20 protein-coding genes are annotated in these 20,251 nt (G+C 67.3%); 11 read left to right on the forward strand and 9 right to left on the reverse strand.

Going from position 1 to position 20,251, the window contains the following annotated elements; translation table 11 throughout:
• Positions 1-6 precede the first annotated feature (6 nt).
• From ACJH6H_RS14255 to ACJH6H_RS14275, 5 genes are read right to left on the reverse strand one after another with little or no spacing between them, the layout of a single operon-like run.
• Entirely contained in the window at positions 7-1,233 is a 1,227-nt protein-coding gene (locus ACJH6H_RS14255) for a hypothetical protein (RefSeq protein ID WP_406775115.1), read from the reverse strand.
• Positions 1,223-1,666: a carboxymuconolactone decarboxylase family protein gene (locus ACJH6H_RS14260; RefSeq protein ID WP_073695680.1), complete on the reverse strand. Its 444-nt coding sequence runs from the start codon at positions 1,664-1,666 to the stop codon at positions 1,223-1,225. Before ACJH6H_RS14260 ends, ACJH6H_RS14255 begins: the two co-directional genes overlap by 11 nt.
• Positions 1,666-2,520: an NAD(P)-dependent oxidoreductase gene (locus ACJH6H_RS14265; RefSeq protein ID WP_406775116.1), complete on the reverse strand. Its 855-nt coding sequence runs from the start codon at positions 2,518-2,520 to the stop codon at positions 1,666-1,668. Before ACJH6H_RS14265 ends, ACJH6H_RS14260 begins: the two co-directional genes overlap by 1 nt.
• Positions 2,517-3,269, reverse strand: coding sequence for an SDR family oxidoreductase (locus ACJH6H_RS14270; protein ID WP_406775117.1), 753 nt, complete (start codon positions 3,267-3,269; stop codon positions 2,517-2,519). Before ACJH6H_RS14270 ends, ACJH6H_RS14265 begins: the two co-directional genes overlap by 4 nt.
• A gap of 51 nt (positions 3,270-3,320) precedes the next feature.
• The gene (locus tag ACJH6H_RS14275) at positions 3,321-4,790 is read right to left on the reverse strand and encodes an aldehyde dehydrogenase (RefSeq protein ID WP_406775118.1); all 1,470 of its coding nucleotides are present in this window, start codon (positions 4,788-4,790) and stop codon (positions 3,321-3,323) included.
• A gap of 209 nt (positions 4,791-4,999) precedes the next feature.
• Here ACJH6H_RS14275 and ACJH6H_RS14280 point away from each other — a divergent pair, with 209 nt between their 5' ends.
• The 8 genes from ACJH6H_RS14280 to ACJH6H_RS14315 all read left to right on the forward strand — a co-directional run bounded on the left by ACJH6H_RS14280 (position 5,000) and on the right by ACJH6H_RS14315 (position 11,512).
• Entirely contained in the window at positions 5,000-5,605 is a 606-nt protein-coding gene (locus ACJH6H_RS14280; protein ID WP_318984634.1) for a TetR/AcrR family transcriptional regulator, read from the forward strand.
• Positions 5,602-6,831, forward strand: a complete 1,230-nt coding sequence (locus tag ACJH6H_RS14285) for a cytochrome P450 (RefSeq protein WP_318984635.1) — start codon at positions 5,602-5,604, stop codon at positions 6,829-6,831. Before ACJH6H_RS14280 ends, ACJH6H_RS14285 begins: the two co-directional genes overlap by 4 nt.
• A complete protein-coding gene (locus tag ACJH6H_RS14290; RefSeq protein WP_318984636.1) occupies positions 6,832-7,659 on the forward strand; it encodes an SDR family oxidoreductase in 828 nt (275 codons plus the stop codon).
• Positions 7,656-9,008, forward strand: coding sequence for a cytochrome P450 (locus ACJH6H_RS14295; protein WP_318984637.1), 1,353 nt, complete (start codon positions 7,656-7,658; stop codon positions 9,006-9,008). The genes ACJH6H_RS14290 and ACJH6H_RS14295 overlap by 4 nt, the downstream gene beginning before the upstream one ends.
• Positions 9,008-9,214 carry a ferredoxin gene (locus tag ACJH6H_RS14300; RefSeq protein ID WP_212813545.1) on the forward strand — a complete coding sequence of 69 codons (207 nt, stop codon included), beginning with the start codon at positions 9,008-9,010 and terminating at the stop codon, positions 9,212-9,214. Before ACJH6H_RS14295 ends, ACJH6H_RS14300 begins: the two co-directional genes overlap by 1 nt.
• Before the next feature lie 17 nt (positions 9,215-9,231).
• Positions 9,232-9,795: a nuclear transport factor 2 family protein gene (locus ACJH6H_RS14305; RefSeq protein WP_053854654.1), complete on the forward strand. Its 564-nt coding sequence runs from the start codon at positions 9,232-9,234 to the stop codon at positions 9,793-9,795.
• 93 nt (positions 9,796-9,888) lie between these two features.
• Positions 9,889-11,019, forward strand: a complete 1,131-nt coding sequence (locus ACJH6H_RS14310; RefSeq protein WP_064985444.1) for an NDMA-dependent alcohol dehydrogenase — start codon at positions 9,889-9,891, stop codon at positions 11,017-11,019.
• A gap of 70 nt (positions 11,020-11,089) precedes the next feature.
• On the forward strand, positions 11,090-11,512 hold the full coding sequence (locus ACJH6H_RS14315; RefSeq protein WP_318984638.1) for a nuclear transport factor 2 family protein: 423 nt from the start codon (positions 11,090-11,092) through the stop codon (positions 11,510-11,512).
• Here the strand turns inward: ACJH6H_RS14315 and ACJH6H_RS14320 are convergent.
• The 4 genes from ACJH6H_RS14320 to ACJH6H_RS14335 are packed head-to-tail and all read right to left on the reverse strand — an operon-like array spanning position 11,500 to position 16,872.
• Positions 11,500-12,498: an NAD-dependent epimerase/dehydratase family protein gene (locus tag ACJH6H_RS14320; RefSeq protein WP_318984639.1), complete on the reverse strand. Its 999-nt coding sequence runs from the start codon at positions 12,496-12,498 to the stop codon at positions 11,500-11,502. The two genes, ACJH6H_RS14315 and ACJH6H_RS14320, sit on opposite strands and share 13 nt — an antisense overlap.
• Positions 12,498-13,463, reverse strand: coding sequence for an SDR family NAD(P)-dependent oxidoreductase (locus ACJH6H_RS14325; protein WP_406775119.1), 966 nt, complete (start codon positions 13,461-13,463; stop codon positions 12,498-12,500). The genes ACJH6H_RS14320 and ACJH6H_RS14325 overlap by 1 nt, the downstream gene beginning before the upstream one ends.
• Positions 13,464-13,471: 8 nt before the next feature.
• On the reverse strand, positions 13,472-15,709 hold the full coding sequence (locus tag ACJH6H_RS14330) for an MMPL family transporter (protein WP_318984641.1): 2,238 nt from the start codon (positions 15,707-15,709) through the stop codon (positions 13,472-13,474).
• The gene (locus tag ACJH6H_RS14335) at positions 15,706-16,872 is read right to left on the reverse strand and encodes a thiolase family protein (protein WP_318984642.1); all 1,167 of its coding nucleotides are present in this window, start codon (positions 16,870-16,872) and stop codon (positions 15,706-15,708) included. Before ACJH6H_RS14335 ends, ACJH6H_RS14330 begins: the two co-directional genes overlap by 4 nt.
• Positions 16,873-17,333: 461 nt before the next feature.
• Between ACJH6H_RS14335 and ACJH6H_RS14340 the strand changes: the two genes are divergently transcribed.
• From ACJH6H_RS14340 to ACJH6H_RS14350, 3 genes are read left to right on the forward strand one after another with little or no spacing between them, the layout of a single operon-like run.
• Positions 17,334-17,957 (forward strand): PaaI family thioesterase, encoded by a 624-nt coding sequence (locus ACJH6H_RS14340; RefSeq protein ID WP_064857339.1) that lies wholly within the window; start codon positions 17,334-17,336, stop codon positions 17,955-17,957.
• Positions 17,958-18,872 carry an SDR family NAD(P)-dependent oxidoreductase gene (locus ACJH6H_RS14345; RefSeq protein ID WP_406775120.1) on the forward strand — a complete coding sequence of 305 codons (915 nt, stop codon included), beginning with the start codon at positions 17,958-17,960 and terminating at the stop codon, positions 18,870-18,872. It abuts the gene before it with no gap.
• Between the two features lie 15 nt (positions 18,873-18,887).
• A complete protein-coding gene (locus ACJH6H_RS14350; protein WP_406775121.1) occupies positions 18,888-20,249 on the forward strand; it encodes a cytochrome P450 in 1,362 nt (453 codons plus the stop codon).
• The last annotated feature ends 2 nt before the right edge of the window (positions 20,250-20,251 follow it).

Raw genomic sequence — 20,251 nt, forward strand, 5'->3', positions numbered from 1 at the left:
GACGCCCTACACCACCGTCAACGGCAGGGACTTGCGTTCCTCGAAAACCCACGCCGCCCCGCTGCTGACCTTGCACACCGAGACCTCACCGAGTTCCTTTGCCGGGGTGTCGGTTTCGATGAACCGTACGGTCCAGTCGGTGGCGTCACCCGCCATCTCGGCGCGCAGCAGCGGGTTGACGGCCGTCGCGATGGCCTGCAGCGGCAGATCGGACTCCGGGGACACCAGCGTGATCCAGGCACCGTCCTCGTGGGCGGGTGACGGGTGCACGTGCGCCTCGTCGCCCGAAACATCAACGGAGACATAGGCGGCCGGGTTGAGCAGCGGATGCAGCTCCAGTACCCGCAGGGCACCGGCGGCGGTGTTCGGCAGGTCCAGCACCTTCCGGATGCGTTCGGCCGCGACCCCGGAGATACCGATCAGGGACTTGGTCCGGATGGACCGTTCCTTCTCGGCGTCGCCGTCGCAGCGGGCCCGCACGGCCAGCGCGAATGACAGCACCAGCAGGTGCATCTGCAGACACACCTCGTCGGCGATGCGCACCAGCGCCGAGTGCGAGAACTCCGCGAAGTCGACGTCGCTCACCAGCGGGCCGGAGTAGTCGGCCTGGCCTTCGTCCGCGGGATCGATGTCGTCGAGCTCGCAGCGGTAGGCGTTTGTCGCACCGATGATGTCGAGCTGCGGGATGAAGCCGACCTCCGGGTACGACTCGTCGATGATGACGGTCCAGGCGCAGGCCGGCGTCCGGCCTGCCGGGACGCGCGGCGGCCGGTGGATGGGCCGCACCTGGCAGCGGCGGTTGGTGGCCAGGGCTGTCGCGTCGAACGTCGGGTCCTCGATGTCGTGGCACATGCCGCGCACGTAGTCGGGGCCCATCGGCTCGACGTCCATGAGGGCACCGCAGTGGTCGAGGTGGAATTCGCCGTGCCAGCGGTCGTGCACGGTGTACCGGAAATCCATGAACTGCGGCGGCGCACCGATGTCGAGCTGCAGGCCCTTGAAGATCGTGATGACGTCCACGCCTTCGTACTTCAGCGCCTTCTGCATGCGCTTGGTGTAGAGCGGGCTGGCCCCGGCCCACTCCTCGATGGCGACCTGCAGCATCTCCTCCCGGCCGAATTCGACGATGCACCAGGCCATTGCAGCACGGTCGATGAGCTGGCCGATGAGCAGCAGCTCCGGCACCAGCGCCGCGAGCTCCGCTCGCGACAGCGACGCGTATCTACTTGTCATCGAGCTCGCTCCCGGTGTTCATCTTGACCGCGGCATTGACGTTGGCCTTGCGGTCCTCGGCGAGACCCTTCTCGGCCGCCTTGCGCCGCCTGGCGACCACCTTGGACACGGCGCCGTTGAACGCCGAACCGAGCGGGAAGCCCAGATACTGCGTGAGGAAGATGCCGATGTCCTTGAGCTCGGCCTCGGTGAATTCCTCGTTGAGCAAGGCGGCGTTGATCTGGATCTCGGCCAGGTCCTGCGAGCCGACGGCGGTGACGCACGTGAACGTCATCAGCCGCTTCTCCCGCATGGACAGTCCGGGCTTGCTCCAGATGGTGCCGAACAGGTGATCCACGGTGAGGTCGAAGTAGGGGTCACCCTCGATGTTGGGCATCTCCCAGCCGTAGACCTCGTTCATCTTCGCCAGGCCCTTGGCGCGCAGCTCGTCCATCATGACTCCTTCGGGTGCGGTACGCCGAGGCCCTCGGCGATGTTGGCCAGGGCCAGCTCGGCAAGCGGAAGGTCCACTCCCACAGCCGAACCCAGCCCGAGTGCCAGCGCCAGGTCCTTCTCCGCCAGCCCTCGGGTGTGGACGAACATGTTGTAGAGGAAGTGGTCGGGCGCCAGCGGCTTGGTGTCGTCGCGCGCCATGATGGCGCCGGGTCCACCGGACTGCGCGTCACTGTGCCGGACGACGCGGCCCAGCTTCTGCAGGTCGATGCCCGAGGCCTCGGCCAGCTTCTGCGCTTCGCACGCGGCGGCGAAACCGATGAACGTCAGCATGTTCCGTGCCAGCTTCATCTTGGTGCCCGCGCCCGGCTCGCCGGCGCGCACCACCAGCGACGCCCACTGCTTGAAAACGGGCTTGACCTTGTCGTAGGCCTCGTCGTCGGCGCCGACCATCACAGCCAGCTCACCCTGGCTCGCGGCATGGGCGCCGCCGCTCACCGGAGCGTCGACAATGTGAATGCCCTTGGGCCGCAACTGCTCAGCCAGCTCGACCGCCGTCGTCGGCTCGATCGTGGAGTGGATAGCGATCACGGTGCCGGGCCCGGCGTGCTCGGCCAGCTGGGCCACGACGTCACGGACCTGCTCGTCGTTGAGCACCGTCACGCTGATGACATCGGCCTTGGCGACCTCGGCGACGCTGTCGGCCAGAGTGGCGCCGAGTTCGGCGAACGGCGCCATGGCCTCGGCGCGCATGTCGAAAACGATGAGCCCGCCGGGCCATTCGGCCAGCCGCTTGGCCATGGGCGCGCCCTGGTTGCCCAGGCCGATATAGCCCAGTTTCACCTCAGAACTCATGACCGGATGATCTGTCCGCCGTCGACGTTGAAGATCTGTCCGGTGATCCAGCTGGCTTCGTCGGACAGCAGGAACAGGCACATGCCGGCGAGATCTTCGGGCGTGCCCATCCGCGCCAGCGGCAGGGTCTGGACGATCTGCTTGACGATGGCCTGCGGAGTGGTGCTGCGGTTGGCCTCGGTGTCGATGGGTCCCGGCGCGATCGCGTTGATCCGGATGTTGCGCCACCCCAGTTCACGGGACAGCTGCTGCGTCAGGCCGTTGACACCGACCTTCGCCAGACCGTAGAAGTTGGCGTAAACCCATGCCGCGGTAGAGGACTGGTTGACGATGGCCCCGCCGCCCCGCTTCTCCATGTGGGGGAAAACCGCGCGGGTACACACCAGCGCCCCGTCGAGGTTGACGCTCATGAACTTGCGGTAGTACTCCCAGTCGACGGTCAGTAGCCCGTCGAGCTTCATGCCGCCGAAGATCGCGGCATTGTTCACCAGGTAATCGATGCCGCCGAACTCCGCCACGGCCTGGGCGGCCATGTCGTTCGCCGAATCGATATCCGACACGTCGACCCGCACGGCCAGCGCCTTGCCGCCGTCGGCCTTGATGCCGGCGGCCACCTGCTCGGCACCTTCGACGTTGATGTCGGCGATGACAACGGCGGCGCCCTCGCGGGCCAGCGACTCGGCGTACACCTGGCCGATGCCGCCGCCCGCGCCGGTCACGATCGCGACCTTGTTCTCGAACCTGCTCATGATGTCCTCTCGTCTACTTCGTGTGAGCCAATGGTCTTGGGACGCCGACGGTTACGTGGCCAGCGTGGCGATGCACTTGGTCTCCAGGTATTCCTCGAATCCGGCGATGCCCATCTCCCGCCCGTTGCCGGACTGCTTGTAGCCGCCGAACGGTGCGTCGGCGGAGTACCAGACACCGCCGTTGACGTTGACGGTGCCGACCCGCAGCCGCGCCGCCACGCCGGCCGCCCGCTGCGGGTCGGCCGAGAACACCGTGCCGGACAGGCCGTACGGCGAGTCGTTGGCGATGCGGACGGCGTCGTCGTCGCCGTCGTGCGCGATGACGGTCAGCACGGGCCCGAAGATCTCCTCGCGGGCGACGCGCGCCGAATTGTCCAGCCCGGCAATGACGGTCGGCTCGATGAAGAAGCCCTTGTCGCGGTCGGCCGGCCGGCCGCCACCACAGGCGAACGTGCCACCTTCTTGGAGGGCGAGGTCGAGGTAGCCCTGCACCCGGTCCCGCTGGCGCGCCGAGATCACGGGGCCGCAGACGGTGCGCGGGCTGGACGGATCGCCGGGCTTGATGCCGCCCATCGTGCCGGCCGCGGCTGCGACGGCCTCGTCGTAGCGGGCCCGCGGCACCACGAGCCGGGTGGTGATCGCGCACCCCTGGCCGGCGTGCATCGACGCCGTGAACGCGGCCATCGCGCAGGCAGCGGCGACATCGGCATCGTCGAGCACCAGGAACGCCGACTTACCGCCGAGTTCCAGGAACACCTTCTTGATGGTCTCGGCAGCGTCGGTCATCACGGCCCGGCCGGTCACGGTCGAGCCGGTGAACGAAACCATGTCCACGTCAGCGTGTTTCGACAGCATGGCACCGACGCTGTGGTCCCGGGAGGTGACGATGTTGATGGTGCCCGCCGGGAAATCGGTGTGCTGGGTGATCAGTTCGCCGAGCACTGCGGCGGCCCACGGGGTGTCAGGTGCGGGCTTGAGAACCAGGGTATTGCCCGCCGCGAGTGCCGGGCCGACCTTGGCCAGGTTGATCTGGTGCGGGAAGTTCCACGGCGTGATGGCCCCGACGACGCCGACGGCCTCCCGGGCGATGGTGCGGTTGGTCGGAATGCCTTGCGGCGTGGCATGTCCCAGGTCGGTGGTCCACTGGTAGCCCTCCGCGGTGTCGGCGGCGAAGCTCAGGTCTTCGATCGGACCGTCCAAATGCGCTCCGGCCGTGAGCATCCGGGGCGCGCCGACCTCCGAGATCGTCAGTTCGCGCAATTCGTCGGCGTGGTCGCGCATGGCCTGCTGCAACTGCCGCAGGCACCGCACCCGGAACTCGACGTTGGTCGACCAGTCGGTCTCGTCGAACGCCCGACGGGCGGCATCGATGGCGTCCACCATGTCGCCCACCGTGGCATCGGCCGCCACCCCGAGGACTTCCTCGGTCGCGGGATTGACGGTCGGGAACGTGCCTCGCGAACCCGGCACCAATTTTCCGTCGATGAGAAGGCGACTTTCGCCATCACCCAACAAGGTCATCTGCGCTCCTGCCTTCGGGACGAAATCCAGCGATCTGATTTTTACTGGACAGCTGTCCGACAACGTTGGTCGAACCATAACCCCACGCGGCCTCGAGTAGCAAGGGTCCAGCGGGATCAGCAACCGCAAGCACGACATAAATGCCTGTTTATCAGGCTCTTTGTGGGCGGTTCTTGCTTCAACGCCGCGCCATCGGCTAACTTGGACATGTGTCCAGCGATGCAGTGGCCGCCCTCACAAGCACCGGCCAAGATGCGGACGACCAGCCGCGCAACCGCCGCCAGGAGGAAACCTTCCAGAAGGTCCTGGCGGCCGGTCGCGAAATGCTGCGGGAGTCGTCCTACGCCGACCTGACGGTGCGGGCCGTCGCGGCGCGCGCCAAGGTCGCACCGGCTACCGCCTACACCTACTTCTCGTCCAAGAACCACCTCATCGCCGAGGTGTACCTGGACATGGTTCGGCAGGTGCCCTACTTCACCGACGTCAACCAGTCGAGGGCCAGCCGTGTCGAACAGGCACTGCGCAGCCTCGCACTCGTGGTCGCCGACGAACCGGGGGTGGCCGCGGCCTGCACGACGGCCCTGCTGTCCGGCGACGACGAGACGGTCCGCAAGGTGCGCGACCGCATCGGTGGCGAAATCCACAAGCGCATCCGCTCGGCCGTCGGCCCCGACGCCGATCCGCGCCTGCTGTCGGCCCTGGAGATGACGTACTTCGGTGCGCTCGTCAACGCCGGCAGCGGCGTCTACACCTATCACCAGATCGCCGACCGGCTGTCCTATGTCGTCGGACTCATCGTGGGAGACAACGCATGACAGCCAACACATCCCCGTCGCTTCGCTCGCCCCGGCAAGTAGAGCTGCTGATCGACCCGTACAGCTACGACTTCCACGAAGATCCGTACCCGTACTACCGGCGGCTGCGGGACGAGGCGCCGATCTACCGGAACGACAAGCTCAACTTCTGGGCCCTGTCCCGCCACGAGGACGTGCTGCGCGGCTTCCGGAACAGCACCGCGCTGTCCAACAAGCACGGCGTCTCGCTGGATCCGATATCCCGCAACGACGAAGCCCACCGCGTGATGTCCTTTCTGGCCCTTGACGATCCGGCGCACCTGCGGCTGCGCACCCTGGTATCCAAGGGCTTCACCCCGCGGCGCATCCGTGAGTTGGAGGGCCGGGTCACCGAGATCGCCGTCCAGCATCTCGACGAGGCGTTGCAGAACAACACCTTCGACTACGTCGACGATTTCGCCGGCAAGCTGCCGATGGACGTGATCAGCGAGCTGATGGGCGTCCCGCAAGAAGACCGCGTGCGCATCCGCGCACTGGCCGACGGCGTGATGCACCGCGAGGACGGGACGGCCGACGTCCCGGCGTCTGCCATGGCCGCATCGGGTGAGCTGCTGATGTACTACGCCGACATGGTCAAGCAGCGCCGCAAGAATCAGTCCGACGACCTCACCTCGGCGCTGGTGGAGGCCGAGATCGACGGCGACAAGCTCACCGACGACGAGATCATGGCATTCCTGTTCCTCATGGTCATCGCCGGCAACGAGACGACCACGAAACTGCTTGCCAACGCGGCCTATTGGGGATACAAAAACCCCGACCAGCTGGATCCGATCTTCGACGACCACGAGCTGATCTCGCCGTGGATCGAGGAGACGCTGCGCTACGACACCTCCAGCCAGCTCCTTGCCCGGGCCGTTGTGGAGGACCTCGAGTTCTACGGCACCACCGTCCCCGCGGGTGACGTACTGATTCTGCTGGCCGGCTCGGCCAACCGCGACGAGCGGGTGTTCGAGGCGCCCGACGAGTACCGCATCGGCCGTGACATCGGTTCGAAGCTCGTGAGTTTCGGCAGCGGCGCACACTTCTGCCTGGGCGCGCACCTGGCGCGGATGGAAGCCCGGGTGGCCCTCACCGAACTGTTCAAACGTATCCGCGGCTACGAGGTCGACGAGGACAACTCCGTCCGCGTCCACTCGAGTTCGGTACGCGGATTTGCCCATCTCCCAATAACTGTGAAGGCACGCTAAATGGCCCGTTTCGAACCACACCCCGCCCGCCGGCCCGCCATCGTGGCCGGCGCCTCGTCGGGCATCGGCGCCGCGACGGCGACAGCGCTCGCCGCGCGCGGCTTCCCGGTCGCGCTCGGCGCCCGCCGGGTGGAGAAGTGTCAGGAACTCGTCGACCAGATCAAAGCCGAAGGCGGAGAAGCGGTTGCGCTGCCGCTGGACGTCACCGACACCGCGTCGGTCGAGAACTTCGTCGCCAAGGCGACGGCCGCGCTCGGCGACATCGAGGTACTGGTCACCGGCGCCGGTGACACCAACTTCGGCCGGCTGCACGAGATGAGCACCGACGAGTTCGCCGAGCAGCTGCAGATTCATCTGGTCGGCGCCAACCGGATGGCCCGCGCCGTTCTCGACGGCATGGTCGAGCGCCGCCGCGGCGACCTGATCTTCGTCGGCTCCGACGTGGCGCTGCGCCAGCGCCCGCACATGGGCGCCTACGGCGCCGCGAAGGCCGGGCTGGTCGCGATGGTCACCAACCTCCAGATGGAGCTGGAAGGCACCGGCGTCCGCGCTTCGGTGGTGCACCCGGGGCCGACCATGACGTCCATGGGCTGGAGCCTGCCTGCCGAGAAAATCGGCCCGGCCCTTGAGGATTGGGCCAAGTGGGGCCAGGCCCGGCACAGCTATTTCCTGCGCGCGGCCGACCTGGCCCGTGCCATCGCGTTCGTCGCCGAGACCCCGCGCGGCGGGTTCATCGCCAACATGGAACTACAGCCCGAGGCGCCACTGACCGAGGCCAAGGACCGTCAGTCGCTCGCGCTGGGCGAGGAAGGAATGCCCAACCAATGACCATTACCAAAGAGGTTCAACGGGTTTCGGGTGGCGCCGAGGAGCACGGCCACCTGGAGGAGTTCCGCACCGACCCGATCGGCCTGATGCAACGCGTCCGCGACGAATGCGGTGACGTCGGCTGGTTCCAGCTGGCCGACAAGCAGGTGGTGCTGCTGACCGGCGCCGAGGCCAACGAGTTCTTCTTCCGCTCCAGCGACAGCGAGCTCAACCAGGCCGAGGCCTACCCGTTCATGACCCCGATCTTCGGTGAGGGCGTGGTTTTCGACGCCGATCCGGAACGCCGCGCCGAGATGCTGCACAACACCGCGCTGCGCGGCGAGCAGATGAAGGGCCACGCCGCGACCATCGAGCGCGAGGTCCGGCGGATGACCGAGAACTGGGGTGAATCCGGTGAAATCGATCTGCTGGAGTTCTTCTCCGAGCTCACCATCTACACCTCCACGGCCTGCCTGATCGGACCGAAGTTCCGCAACCAGCTCGATTCCCGGTTCGCGAACTACTACCACCTGCTCGAGCGCGGCACCGATCCGCTCTGCTACGTCGACCCCTACCTGCCCATCGAGAGCTTCCGCATCCGTGACGAGGCGCGGGCCAACCTGGTGGAGCTCGTGCAGGAGGTCATGAACGGGCGAATCGCCAACCCGCCCACCGACAAGAGCGATCGCGATCTGCTCGACGTCCTGGTCTCCATCAAGGACGAAGAGGGCAACCACCGTTTCAGCGCCAACGAAGTCACCGGCATGTTCATCTCCCTGATGTTCGCCGGGCACCACACCAGCTCGGGCACGTCATCGTGGACGCTGATCGAACTGCTGCGTCACCCCGACTTCTACGCCAAGGTCCAGCAGGAGCTCGACGACCTCTACGCCGACGGCCAGGAGGTGAGTTTCCATGCGCTGCGCCAGATTCCGAATCTGGACAACGCCCTGAAGGAGACGCTGCGCCTGCACCCTCCGCTGATCATCCTGATGCGCGTCGCGCAGGATGAGTTCGAGGTCGCCGAGCACCCGATCCACAAGGGCCAGATGGTGGCGGCCTCACCGGCGATCTCGAACCGCATCCCCGAGGACTTCCCCGACCCCGACGCCTTCAACCCGAACCGGTACGAGAAGCCGCGTCAGGAAGACCTGCTGAACCGCTGGACCTGGATCCCGTTCGGCGCCGGCAAGCATCGCTGCGTGGGAGCGGCCTTCGCTCAGATGCAGATCAAGGCGATCTTCTCGGTCCTGTTGCGCGAGTACGAGTTCGAGATGGCCCAGCCGCCGGAGAGCTACCAGAACGACCATTCCAAGATGGTCGTCCAACTGGCCCGGCCCGCCACCGTCCGCTACCGGAAGCGCGCCTGATGGGTTCCTACCGCGTTGAGGTCGACCGCGACCTGTGCCAGGGCCACGCCATGTGCTCCCTGGAGGCACCGGACTACTTCAACGTCCCCAAGCGCGGCACTGTCGAGATCCTCGACGAGACCCCGCCCGACGACGCGCGCGAGGAGATCGAGCGCGCTGTCGCCGAGTGCCCGACCCAAGCCCTGTTCATTCGCGAAACCAGCTGAAAACAAAGGACAAGACAATGACGTCATTCCCCCGCGAACAACTCGAAGAGTGGGTCGAGCGGTGGCTGCAGGTCAACCGTGACGCCGAGGCGGCCGGCGACTGGAAGCCCATGGCCGACTTCTACACCGACGACGCCACGTACGGCTGGAACATCGGCCCCAAAGAGGACGTCATGTGCCTCGGCAAGGCCGAAATCCGCGACATCGCCCTGGGTTTGGAGATGGAGGGCCTCGAAGGCTGGAAATACCCGTACCAGCGCGTGGTGATCGACGACAAGCAGGGTGAGGTCGTCGGCTTCTGGAAGCAGGTCGTGACAGATCCGGACGACGCCTCGGCCCCCGCGCGCGAGATCTACGGCATCGGCGGCAGCTGGTTCCGGCTGGAGAACGTCGACGGCGAACCGAAGATCGCCTGGCAGCGCGACTTCTTCGACTTCGGCCACGTGCAGAAGCTCTACCTGGACCTGATGACGGCCGGAAAACTGTCAAAGGGCATGCAGCAGCGCATCCAGCGCAGCCTCGCCGGCGAGCAGCTGCCGGGTTACTACCCCCTGGGCGAGGCTCCCGTCCCGATCTGGTGAAAACCGGCCGAGCGGTTATTGGGGGTGGGGTGTGACGAACGTAACTTTTCCCTCTACGCTAACTGAAACAGGTTCTAGTGGAAGGCACGTGCGGTGAAGACAAAAGGTGCTCTCATCTGGGAGTTCAACCAGCCGTGGTCGATCGAGGAGATCGAGATCGGTGACCCCGTCAAGGACGAGGTCAAGATCCAGATGGAAGCCTCGGGCATGTGCCACTCGGACCACCACCTGGTGACCGGCGACATCCCGATGGCCGGTTTCCCGGTGCTCGGCGGCCATGAAGGCGCCGGCATCGTGGTCGAGGTCGGCCCGGGCGTGGACCACATCGCCGTCGGCGACCACGTCGTGCTGTCGTTCATCCCGTCGTGTGGCGAGTGCCCGTCGTGTCAGGCCGGTATGCGCAATCTGTGCGACCTGGGCATGTACCTGTTGACCGGCACCGCGGTGTCCGACGGCACCAACCGCGTGCATGCCGCCGACGGCACGCCGGTGATCCCGATGACCCTGCTGGGCACCTTCAGCCCGTACATGGTGGTGCACAAGAGCTCCGTCGTGAAGATCGACCCCACCATCCCGTTCGAGGTCGCCTGCCTCGTCGGCTGCGGCGTCACCACCGGCTACGGCTCGGCGGTCCGCAGCGGCGACGTCCGCCCCGGTGACGACGTCTGCATCGTCGGCGTCGGCGGCGTCGGCACGGGTGCCCTCCAGGGTGCGCTCAATGCCGGTGCCCGCAACGTGTTCGTCGTGGATCCCGTTGAATTCAAACGGGACAACGCCCTGAAGTTCGGCGCCACGCACGCCTACCCCGACATCTACAGTGCCATGGCCGGCGTCGCGGAGGTCACCGAAGGCCGCATGGCCACCAAGACCATCGTCACCGTCGGTGAGCTGCACGGTGAGGACATCGACAACTACCTCAACATCACCAGCAAGGGCGGCACCTGCGTGGTGACGGCGGTCGCGAACATGGCCAGCCTGGACGTCAAGCTCAACCTGTCGATGCTGACGCTGATGCAGAAGCGCCTGCAGGGCACCATCTTCGGCGGCGGCAACCCGCACCACGACATCCCGTCGCTGCTGGCCATGTACAAGGCCGGCCGCCTCAACCTCGACGACATGGTCACCCGCCAGTACAAGCTGGAGCAGATCAACGAGGGCTACCAGGACATGCTGGAGGGCCGCAACATCCGCGGCGTCATCCGGTACACCGACGCCGACCGCTGAACCCACTTTCGCTGAGTCGGCCTGGGGGACGTCCCAGGCCGACTCGGCGTTGTCCGTAGGAGGAAAACCCTTGTCCGACAGTCCCGTTGTCATCGCCTCGCAGTCGTCGTGGCGATGCGTGCAGAGCCACGACCGCGAGGGCTGGCTGGCCCTGATGGCCGACGACATCGTCGTCGAAGACCCGATCGGCGAGGCCGTCACCAACCCCGACGGCACGGGAGTGAAGGGCAAGGAGGCGCTCGCCGCCTTCTACGACACCAACATCGGTCCTAACCAGCTGACGGTGACGTGCGAGGAGACGTTCCCGTCCAGCTCGCCCGACGAGATCGCCTACATCCTGGTGCTGCGCACCGAATTTCCGAACGGCTTCGTGGCCAGCGTCCGCGGCGTGTTCACCTACAAGGTCAGTGCCGAGGGGCTCATCACCAACCTGCGCGGGTACTGGAACCTCGAGGCCATGAAGTTCGAGCAGCCGGCCGATCAGGCCAACTGATTGTCGGCGTAGAACCGGGCCGCGCGGCGAATCGCGTTCACCGTCGGCTCCGGTTCCCAGCCCAGCTCCCGCCGCGCCTTGCTGTTGTCGGCCGGTGACGTCATGTGCAGCAGCCGCGTGATGGTGACCAGCGGCGGAATCTTGCCCGGGCGCACCGCACGCAGCGGCTCCGTGGCGTAGGCACCGGCGTACATCGCGGCCTTGGGCACCCCGAATCGCGGTGGCCGCACACCGGTTTCGTCGGCCGCCGTCTCGAGGATGGTGCGCAGCGGCAGGTAGCTCTCCGAGATGATGTAGCGCTCACCGACGCGGCCGTGCTCGGCGGCCAGCAGCAGCGCCCGGGCGGCGTCCTCGATACCGACCACTTCCGCGGCCGCATCAGCGGCATAGAACCGCATCCGGCCGGCCGCGGTACGCGCCACGATCTCGCCGTGCGGCGTCGGCTGCCAGTCCCGAGGGCCATAGGTGTTCGACACACACATCGCGACGGCCGGCAGCCCCCGCTGCGCCACCGCATCCAGCACGAGTTGCTCTGCGGCACGCCGTGATCGGACGTAGTCGCCACCCTTGTCGGCCCAGTTGAACGGCGTGTCCTCGGTGACGACGGAGCCGTCATCGCTGACGGCGATGGTGCAGATCGTGCTGACGAACACGAACTTGTCGAGATCGGCGTCCACCGCGATGTCCAGTACCCGCCGCAGTCCGTCGACGTTGGTCCGGAACAACGGCGCCGGGTCCGGCAGCATGGCCCGGGCGTCGACGACGCAGTAGAAGACGACGTCCCGATCGCACATGGCGGCCCGCACCGCGTCGTCGTCGAAAATGTCTCCGTAGCAACGCTCGACGTCGAGATCGTCGATGCCGCGGGTCGAGCTGGTCTCCCGCAGCAGCACCCGAACGTCGTCGCCGCGCTCGACGAGCTGGCGCGTGACGTGCGAGCCGAGGAAGCCACTGGCTCCCATCACCAGAGACTTGCGCGGTGCCATCAGGCGCGCGGCCCGACCGGCCGGCCGAGCAGGCGGTCCGGTTGCGACCACCACGGCGCGGCGTCGGCCTCACCGATCCCGGTGATGTCGTTGGCTTCGACGAAGTATTCGTGCACCCGTGCGGGGTCGACGGCGGGTGCGCGCTTGCCCCATTTGACCGAGAGGAAGCCGCTGTCCCCCATCGACTTCTGGTGCAGCACATAGGGAGACATCGACCGCGCACCGCGGCCGACGGTGACCCCGCCGAACGTCCACGCGATGTACGGGAGCACCCGGCGCCAGTACACCTGGCTGAACGTGCCGCGTTCCCGCAGAATGTTCGTGCCCGGCATCACGCCCGGATCGAAGTACGCCGCGGACATCCCTTCGGGCACCAGCTGCCCCGCCGCGCGCGACAGATAGAACAGACCGAGCTTGGTACGCGCGTAGGCCTGGACACCGTCATCGCTGGGCAGGCACTGCTCGGCGAGCGGCTGCCATTCCGCGGTCTTCACCCGCGCCAGCCGCTGGAACAGCGTCTGGCGAATGGTCGGGGACCCGACGATCATGATCCGGGCATCAGCGGCCAGCTGCGGGCTGATCCGCGCCAGCAGCGCGTGTGGGCCGAAAAGATTGGTGGCGACGGTCAATTCGATGCCGTCAGGGCTGAGTTCACGGGCGTCGTTGCGCAGCACCGCAGCGTTGAGCACGACAGTGCTGAGCGGCGGGATGACGCCGTCCGTCACCAGGCACGCGATCTCGTCTGCGGCGCGACGCACGCTTTCGCGCGAACCCTGGTCGCACACCACGATGTGGGTGGTGCCGTCGGCCGCGCGGTCACCGAGCAGCGCCTTGAGTTCCTCGCCCCGCTCGGCGTTCCGGACGGGCAGCACGCAGTGCCAGCCCGGCGTTCCCACGATTCGTTTCGCCAGTCCGAGCCCCAGCCCGGAGGTGGCGCCCGTCAGCAGCAGACTGCGGGTTTCCATCTGATTCATCACCCGACTTCCGCTGGAACCGACGAATTGCTGGACGGTGCCCCCTCATTCAGGCCGATGCGGGCATGCAGGCGAGCCAGCGGCGCGGGCGCCCACCAGTTGGCCTTGCCCAGCAGCACCATGACGGCCGGGAGCAGGATGGTCCGGATCACGATGGCGTCCACCAGGATCGCCACCGCCAGCCCGAACCCGAAGATACGCAGGAACGACACCTGCGAAGCGATCAATCCGGCGAACGTGATGGCCATGACGAGCGCCGCGGCAGTGACGATCCGGCCGGTTCCGGCCAGACCGAGAGCCACCGATTCGCGGCCGGCCACATCGGATTTGTCCGAGGCGAGCCAGAATTCGCGGATGCGAGCGATGATGAACACTTCATAGTCCATCGACAGCCCGAACGCCACGCAGAACATCAACACTGGCATGGTCGACACCAGGGTGCCCACGACCGTGGTCCCCAGCCCACCGAGGTGCCCCTCCTGGAAGATCCACACCAGCGCCCCGAACGTCGCAGTGAGCGACAAGGCGTTGAGCACCAACGCTTTCAGCGGGATGATCACACTGCCGCTCAGCAGGAACAGCAGGACGAACATCACCACGGCGATCAACCCGAGCATCGTCGGCACCCGGCTCGCGATGGCCTCGACGCCGTCGCGGTTCGACTGCGCGGCGCCCGTGAACAGCGGCGTCATGCCGGCCGGCGGCGGCACGGCGTGCAGCCGGTCCAGCGCTTCGTCGGACGCCGCGCTGAACGGCAGCGTCGTGGTGGTGACGGTCAGGAAGCTGGCGTCTTTCCCGGTACCGGCTTCGTGCCCGGCGGGCCCGATCGCCCGGCCACCGGCATAGGTGGCACCCGGCCCGGCCGCGGCCACCACGGTCGGCACCTTGGACAGCTCGGCGGCGTAGGCGTCGATGGCGGCGTTGTCACGGGACCCGTTGCCGTGCAACAGCACGATGTGCACCGGCAGCCCGGCGTCCTGCGTGAAGTCGCTGCGCACGTGGTCGCCCACCTGCCGGGCCGACGATGTGGTCGGCAGGATGCGGTCGTCGGGGAAGCCGAACTTGATGTTGAGGAACGGCAGTCCGACGATCACGAGCGGAATCAGGGTGACGGCGGCGGCGATCCTGGGACGGCGCATCACGGCGTGCGTCCAGGTGTACCACCGTGATTCGGTGAGCGGTCCGCGCCGGCCCGGCTTGCCGATCCGCTTGCCGGCGACGCGGATGGCGGCCGGCGTGATGACGAGCGCCGCGAGTGCGGCCATGGCCACCACCGATACCGCGCCGTACGCGAACGACCGCAGGAAGTACATCGGGAAGACCGCCATGGTCGCCAGGCACAGCGCGACGGTGGCCGCCGAGAACACCACCGTGCGGCCCGCGGTGCGCATGGTGCGCCGCAACGCCTCGTCGGGGTGGGAGCCGTCGCCGATCTCTTCGCGGTATCTGCTCACCAACAGCAGTGAGTAGTCGATCGCCAGGGCCAGGCCGAGCGCCACGGCGAGGTTGAGCGCGAACACCGAGACGTCGACGAACTCGGCCAGAACCCGAAGGATCGCAACGGAACCCGAGATCGCGAAGGCTCCGACCGCCAGGGGCACCAGGGCGGCGACGACGCCGCCGAAGACCCACACCAGCACCAGGAATGTCAGTGGCAGCACGATGGCCTCGCTGAGGGTCAGGTCGTGCCGGCTCTGCTCGTTGACGGCGGAGTACACCGCACCGGGGCCGCCTGCCGAGATCGTGAGGCCCGGATCGCGTTGGCCGACATAGCGTTCCACCAACGCGGTGGAGGACGCTATGCCGGTGGTCTCGTTGCCGTCCATGAAGGCGATGACCAGGGCCGAGCGCCCGTCCTTGCTCACCAGGCCGGCCGCGACCGGATCGGGCGCCTCGAACGGCGACAGCACCCGCGCGACGTGTTCGGTGCCGCGCAGCTCGGTCACCAACCGGTCGACCGCAGCCCGCTGAGGAGCAGCGGTCACCGGCACCCCCGGGTCTCTGGCCTGCACCAGCAGGTTCAGGTTCACGAAGCCGCGATGGAACTCTTCGGTGAGCACCTTGTTGGCGCGGTTGGACTGGGCGTCGGGGTCGGTGAAGCCGCCGGCGCCGAGCAGATCCGCGACGGGCGCGGACAGGATGCCGAAGACCGACATCAGCAGGACGGTGGCGACGAGAATTCGCTTGGGCGCGGCGATCACCGCGCGCGAGATCAGATCGAGCATCGCCCGGGTCACGCAGCCTTCGGGAAGACGTTGAGCACGACGGCGGCACCCAGGCCACCCGCGCTGACGATCGCGCCCGCGCCGATGCCGCCGCCGCGGCGCTGCAGTTCGTTGATCAAGGTGCCGGCCACGCGCGTACCGGAGGCGCCGTACGGGTGGCCGAGTGCCAGACCGCCGCCGTGCACGTTGAGCCGGTCGCGGCTGATGTTCAGCGAGCGCTCGTAGGCGATGCCGATCGAGGCGTAGGAGTCGTGGACGTCGTACAGGTCGACGGCTTCGGTGTCGATGCCGGCGCCGTCCAGGGCACGCCGGGTGGCGGTGATCGCCGCATCGGTGGCGCGCTCGGGCTCCGAACCGACGACGGACCAGCCGATGATCTCGGCAAGCGGGGTGAGGCCGTGGCGGCTCGCGAAGTCAGGGTCGCAGATCATCATCGCGGCGGCGCCGTCGGTCAGGCCCGTCTGGTTGCCGGGCGTCACCGTGCAGTCCTCGCCGAGGAACGACGTCAGTGCCGACAGATTGGTCATGTTGAATTCGCGGCACGGCAGCTCGTCGGCGAAAACTTCTGTGCCGTCGACGCTTACCGCGACCTTCTCGGTGTCCAGGACACCGCCCTCGATGGCGTCCGAGGCCAGCGTGTGCGCCCGCGCGGACCACTCGTCGACCTCCTGCCGCGTCAGGCCGTACTGCCGCGCGGTGCCTTCGCCGAGCGTGCGGGCCAGGTCGAGCGCGGGCATCTCGCCGATGCCGGGATGCATCGGGGCGATCTGGGTGTCGGTGATCCCGGTGGCCGCGAAGTGCGGACCGGCCAGCGGCGACGCCGAGGGCGTGTTCAGGCCACCGGCGATGACGCAGTTGCCCATGCCCGCCTTGATGGTCGCGACCGCCTGGTGCATCGCCATCATGCCCGACGCACACCAGCCGCCGACCGCGACGGCGGGAGTGTCCAGCGGCAGTCCCATGTCGAGGGCCGAGTAGCGGGCGATACATCCGCCGCCCTGCAACACCTCACCGAGCACGATGTTGTCGATCAGTTCGGGGTCGACACCCGAGCGGTTGATGACCTCGCGGATCACGGTGCTGGCGAGGTCGAACTCGGAAACGTTGGCCAGTCCACCTACCAGCGAACGCGTGAACGGGGTTCGCGCATACGCAACGACTACGGGATTGGTCAAGGTTCTTGCCCTCCTCGGCAACGACGTCCGCGTACGGCACCGCGCAATCCGCGGACTGCCCAGAACTGTCGTGTGCGCGCGGACATAACGGCATGGCTGTTCTTCGTTGTGCTGATGCCAGCGACTAACGGCAATAGTTTGTAGCACGCGAATCGGACGCGGTCTATATTCCAGAAGCGTAAATATCCACGTCAAGAGCGTTAATTATGAATTTAGCGAACTAGTTAGAACTTGTTTCAATATTTGCATATGGCATGGGTCGGTGTAACCCCGGTCACAGTCGGAACAGCGTTGGCGCACAACCGATAACACCGTTTCGAACGCCACCCGCCGGCGCCATGAATCGGCCCGTTGACCGCGCAGTCAATTCAGTGGAGCCCGTCGCCGTGGCAAACCAGCGGTCGGTCCTGCAGCAAACTCTGGGCTCGACAGCATCCGGTAGAACATGTTCTAGTAGCGGCATGCTCGACTTCAGCACCGACACCCTCAGCCCGGAGGAAGCGCAGCGCCTCCGTTCCGTATTCGAGCCGCTGACCCAGTCCGTCCGCGAACTGATGGACGCGACCGCCCGCAGCGATGCCGATGCCGACACCATCGCGGCCGCGAAAGCCGAAATCGAGTCGGCCACCGCGCGGTTGCGCTCCAAGCAACTGGAGAAGACCTGGGGCCTGCGCTTCACCACCGAAGGCGAGTGGCTGCCGTGGACCAATGCCGTTGTGGGCCTGCGCAACCCGGTCGCGCCGCCGCTGACGGTCGTGCTCGAAGCAACCGACTATGTGTGGTCCGAATTCTCCCTCGGCGCCGCCTATGAGGGCCCGCCCAACCACGCGCACGGCGGCGTCTGCGCCATGATCCTGGACCACGTGCTGGGTGAGGTCGCATCGAACGACGGCACCACCCGGTTCACCGGCACGATCAACGTGAAGTACGTGCGTCCCACGCCGCTGGGCAAGCTGCGGGCCGAGGCACGCATCGTGCGCACCGAGGGTTTCAAGGCCTACGGGGTCGCCCACATCGCCGACGACCAGGGCGTCACCATCGAAGCCGAAGGTGTCTTCATCCAGCCCAAGTGGGCCCGCGGCTAGATGACGCGGTCGATCGGCGCCAAAGACTGGCTCGGCGCCCACATTCCTGACCAGACCGGCCGCACGGTCCTGATCACCGGCGCCAACGGCGGTCTCGGTGCCGCGACCGCGCGGCATCTGGCGGCCGCCGGCGCCCGGGTGATCCTGGCCTGCCGCCGCCCGGCACAGGCCGAGGCACTGGCCGCCGAAATCGGTTCTGCCGCGCACACGCTGAACCTCGACCTGGCGAGTCTGGACTCCGTGAAGTCGGCCGCGGCCGCCTGCGGACCCGTCGACACCGTGGTCGCGCTGGCCGGGGTGTGCCACGTGCCCTACGGCCTGACCGCCGACGGTTTCGAATTACACACCGGCATCAACCATCTCGGACATTTCGCGTTGGTCGGCAGGCTCCTGGACCGCATCACCGATCGCGTCGTGGTGGTCACCAGCCGCGCGCACGAGTTCGTCGGGCGGCCGGGATTCGGCAGGCTCATGCCCGCTGATCCGGGATGGCGGACCCGTCGCTACTCCGCTTTCGACGGGTACTGCCAAGCCAAGCTGGCCAACCTGCTGTTCGCCAATGAACTGCAGCGGCGCCTGACGGCAGCCGGCAGCACGGTGAAATCGATATCCGCACAACCCGGTTGGGCCGACACCGACGCCGGCATGCACTCGGGCCGCAAGTGGGGCGACCTCTCGTGGCGCGCCTCGTGCCGGGCCATCGGCCAGCCGGCCGACGTCGCGGCCCTCTCGATCACCTACGCCGCCGCCGCGGATGACGTCGCCGGCGGTGGCTATTACGGACCCGACCGATTCTTCGGCATGCGCGGGCTACCGGCGCCGGCGAAGGCCGGCCGCGCGGCCACCGACCAGGCCCTGATGACCGCGAATTGGGTTGCCGCCGAACACCACACCGGTGTCCGGTACGACATCTGACAACAGGAGCCGACCGTGTCAACCGACGCACCGGACGTCGCCCGGCTGCCCCTCGCCCCCGACGTGCCTCTGAGTCTGCGCGAGCGCATCGCCGCAATCCAGGTGGCGCACAGCGGATGTGAGACGTTCCGTGACGCCGGCGGGCCCGTCACCACCGTGCGCATCGCGCCGAAGTGGATGATGCCGCCGATCATCGCCGTCACGTCGCCGCAGGGTGCCCGCGACGTCCTGACCGCCACGTACCCGGCCGTCGACCGCGACTTCCCGTTCATGACGGAACAACAGAAGCTCAACGGCGGCTCGCTGCTGAATTTCAGCCACAAGGAGTGGGTCGGGCGGCGCCGCATGCTGCAACCGGTGTTCACCACCGCGCGCATCGCCGAGCTCAACGAGCAGATGTATGACATCGCCACCGACGCCGCGACCTCGTGGCGCGACGGGTCCGAGATCGACCTCGACCAGGAGAGCCGGCGGATCACCATGCGGGTGCTGGGCCGCACCATCATGGGATTCGAACCCGGTTCTTACACAGACGAATTGGTCGATCCGCTGCGCCGCATCAGCAAGTACATCGCCGACCGGGGCCGCGCGCCGGTGAAGCTGCCGAGTTGGGTGCCGACCAAGGAGCGGCGCTTCGCGGTCAGGTTCAACAACGTGGCACACGATCTCGCCGCGCAGATTCTGCAGGACTGCCGCACCGATCCAGAGCTGAGTGCGCCCCTCGTCCGCGCCATGATGGAGGCCCGCGACCCGGAGACCTCAGAACCGCTGACGGACGAGGACATCTGCCACGAGCTCGTCATCTTCCTGGCCTCCGGACTGGAGACCACCGCGACGACGCTCGCCTACGCGCTGTGGGCACTGGGCCGTCATCCCGAGATCTTCGACCGGGTCGCCGCCGAGGTCGCCGCCGTCGACGAGGCCGCGCTACGGACCAATCCGCGCAGCCACCTGCCTTACACCGTCAGCGTCATCCAGGAGGCCCTGCGCCTGGGCGGCCCGACACCCGCGGTGATGCGGATCGCCCGGCAGGACATGGCCGTCGACGGCTTCCGCGTCGAGGCGGGCAGCATGCTCATGGTCGGCGTCTACGCGATGCACCGCGACCCCCAATTGTGGGACCGCCCACTGGAATTCGATCCCGATCGGTTCACCGCGGGGCGCTCCCGGATGCAGTGGCAGTTCCTGCCGTTCGGCGGTGGGCCGCGGTCGTGCATCGGCGAGTTCTTCGCGCTGACCGCCGCGACCCTGGAACTCGCGTCGATCGTCCGGCACTGCCGGCTGACGTCGCGCAGCGCGACGTTCCCGATCACCGCGCCGCTCACCATCGTGCCGGACGGGCCCATCCCCGCCCTGGTCCAGACCGTCAACGCCTAGGA

Source organism: Mycobacterium sp. SMC-21, assembly GCF_045310825.1.
Taxonomy (GTDB): domain Bacteria; phylum Actinomycetota; class Actinomycetes; order Mycobacteriales; family Mycobacteriaceae; genus Mycobacterium.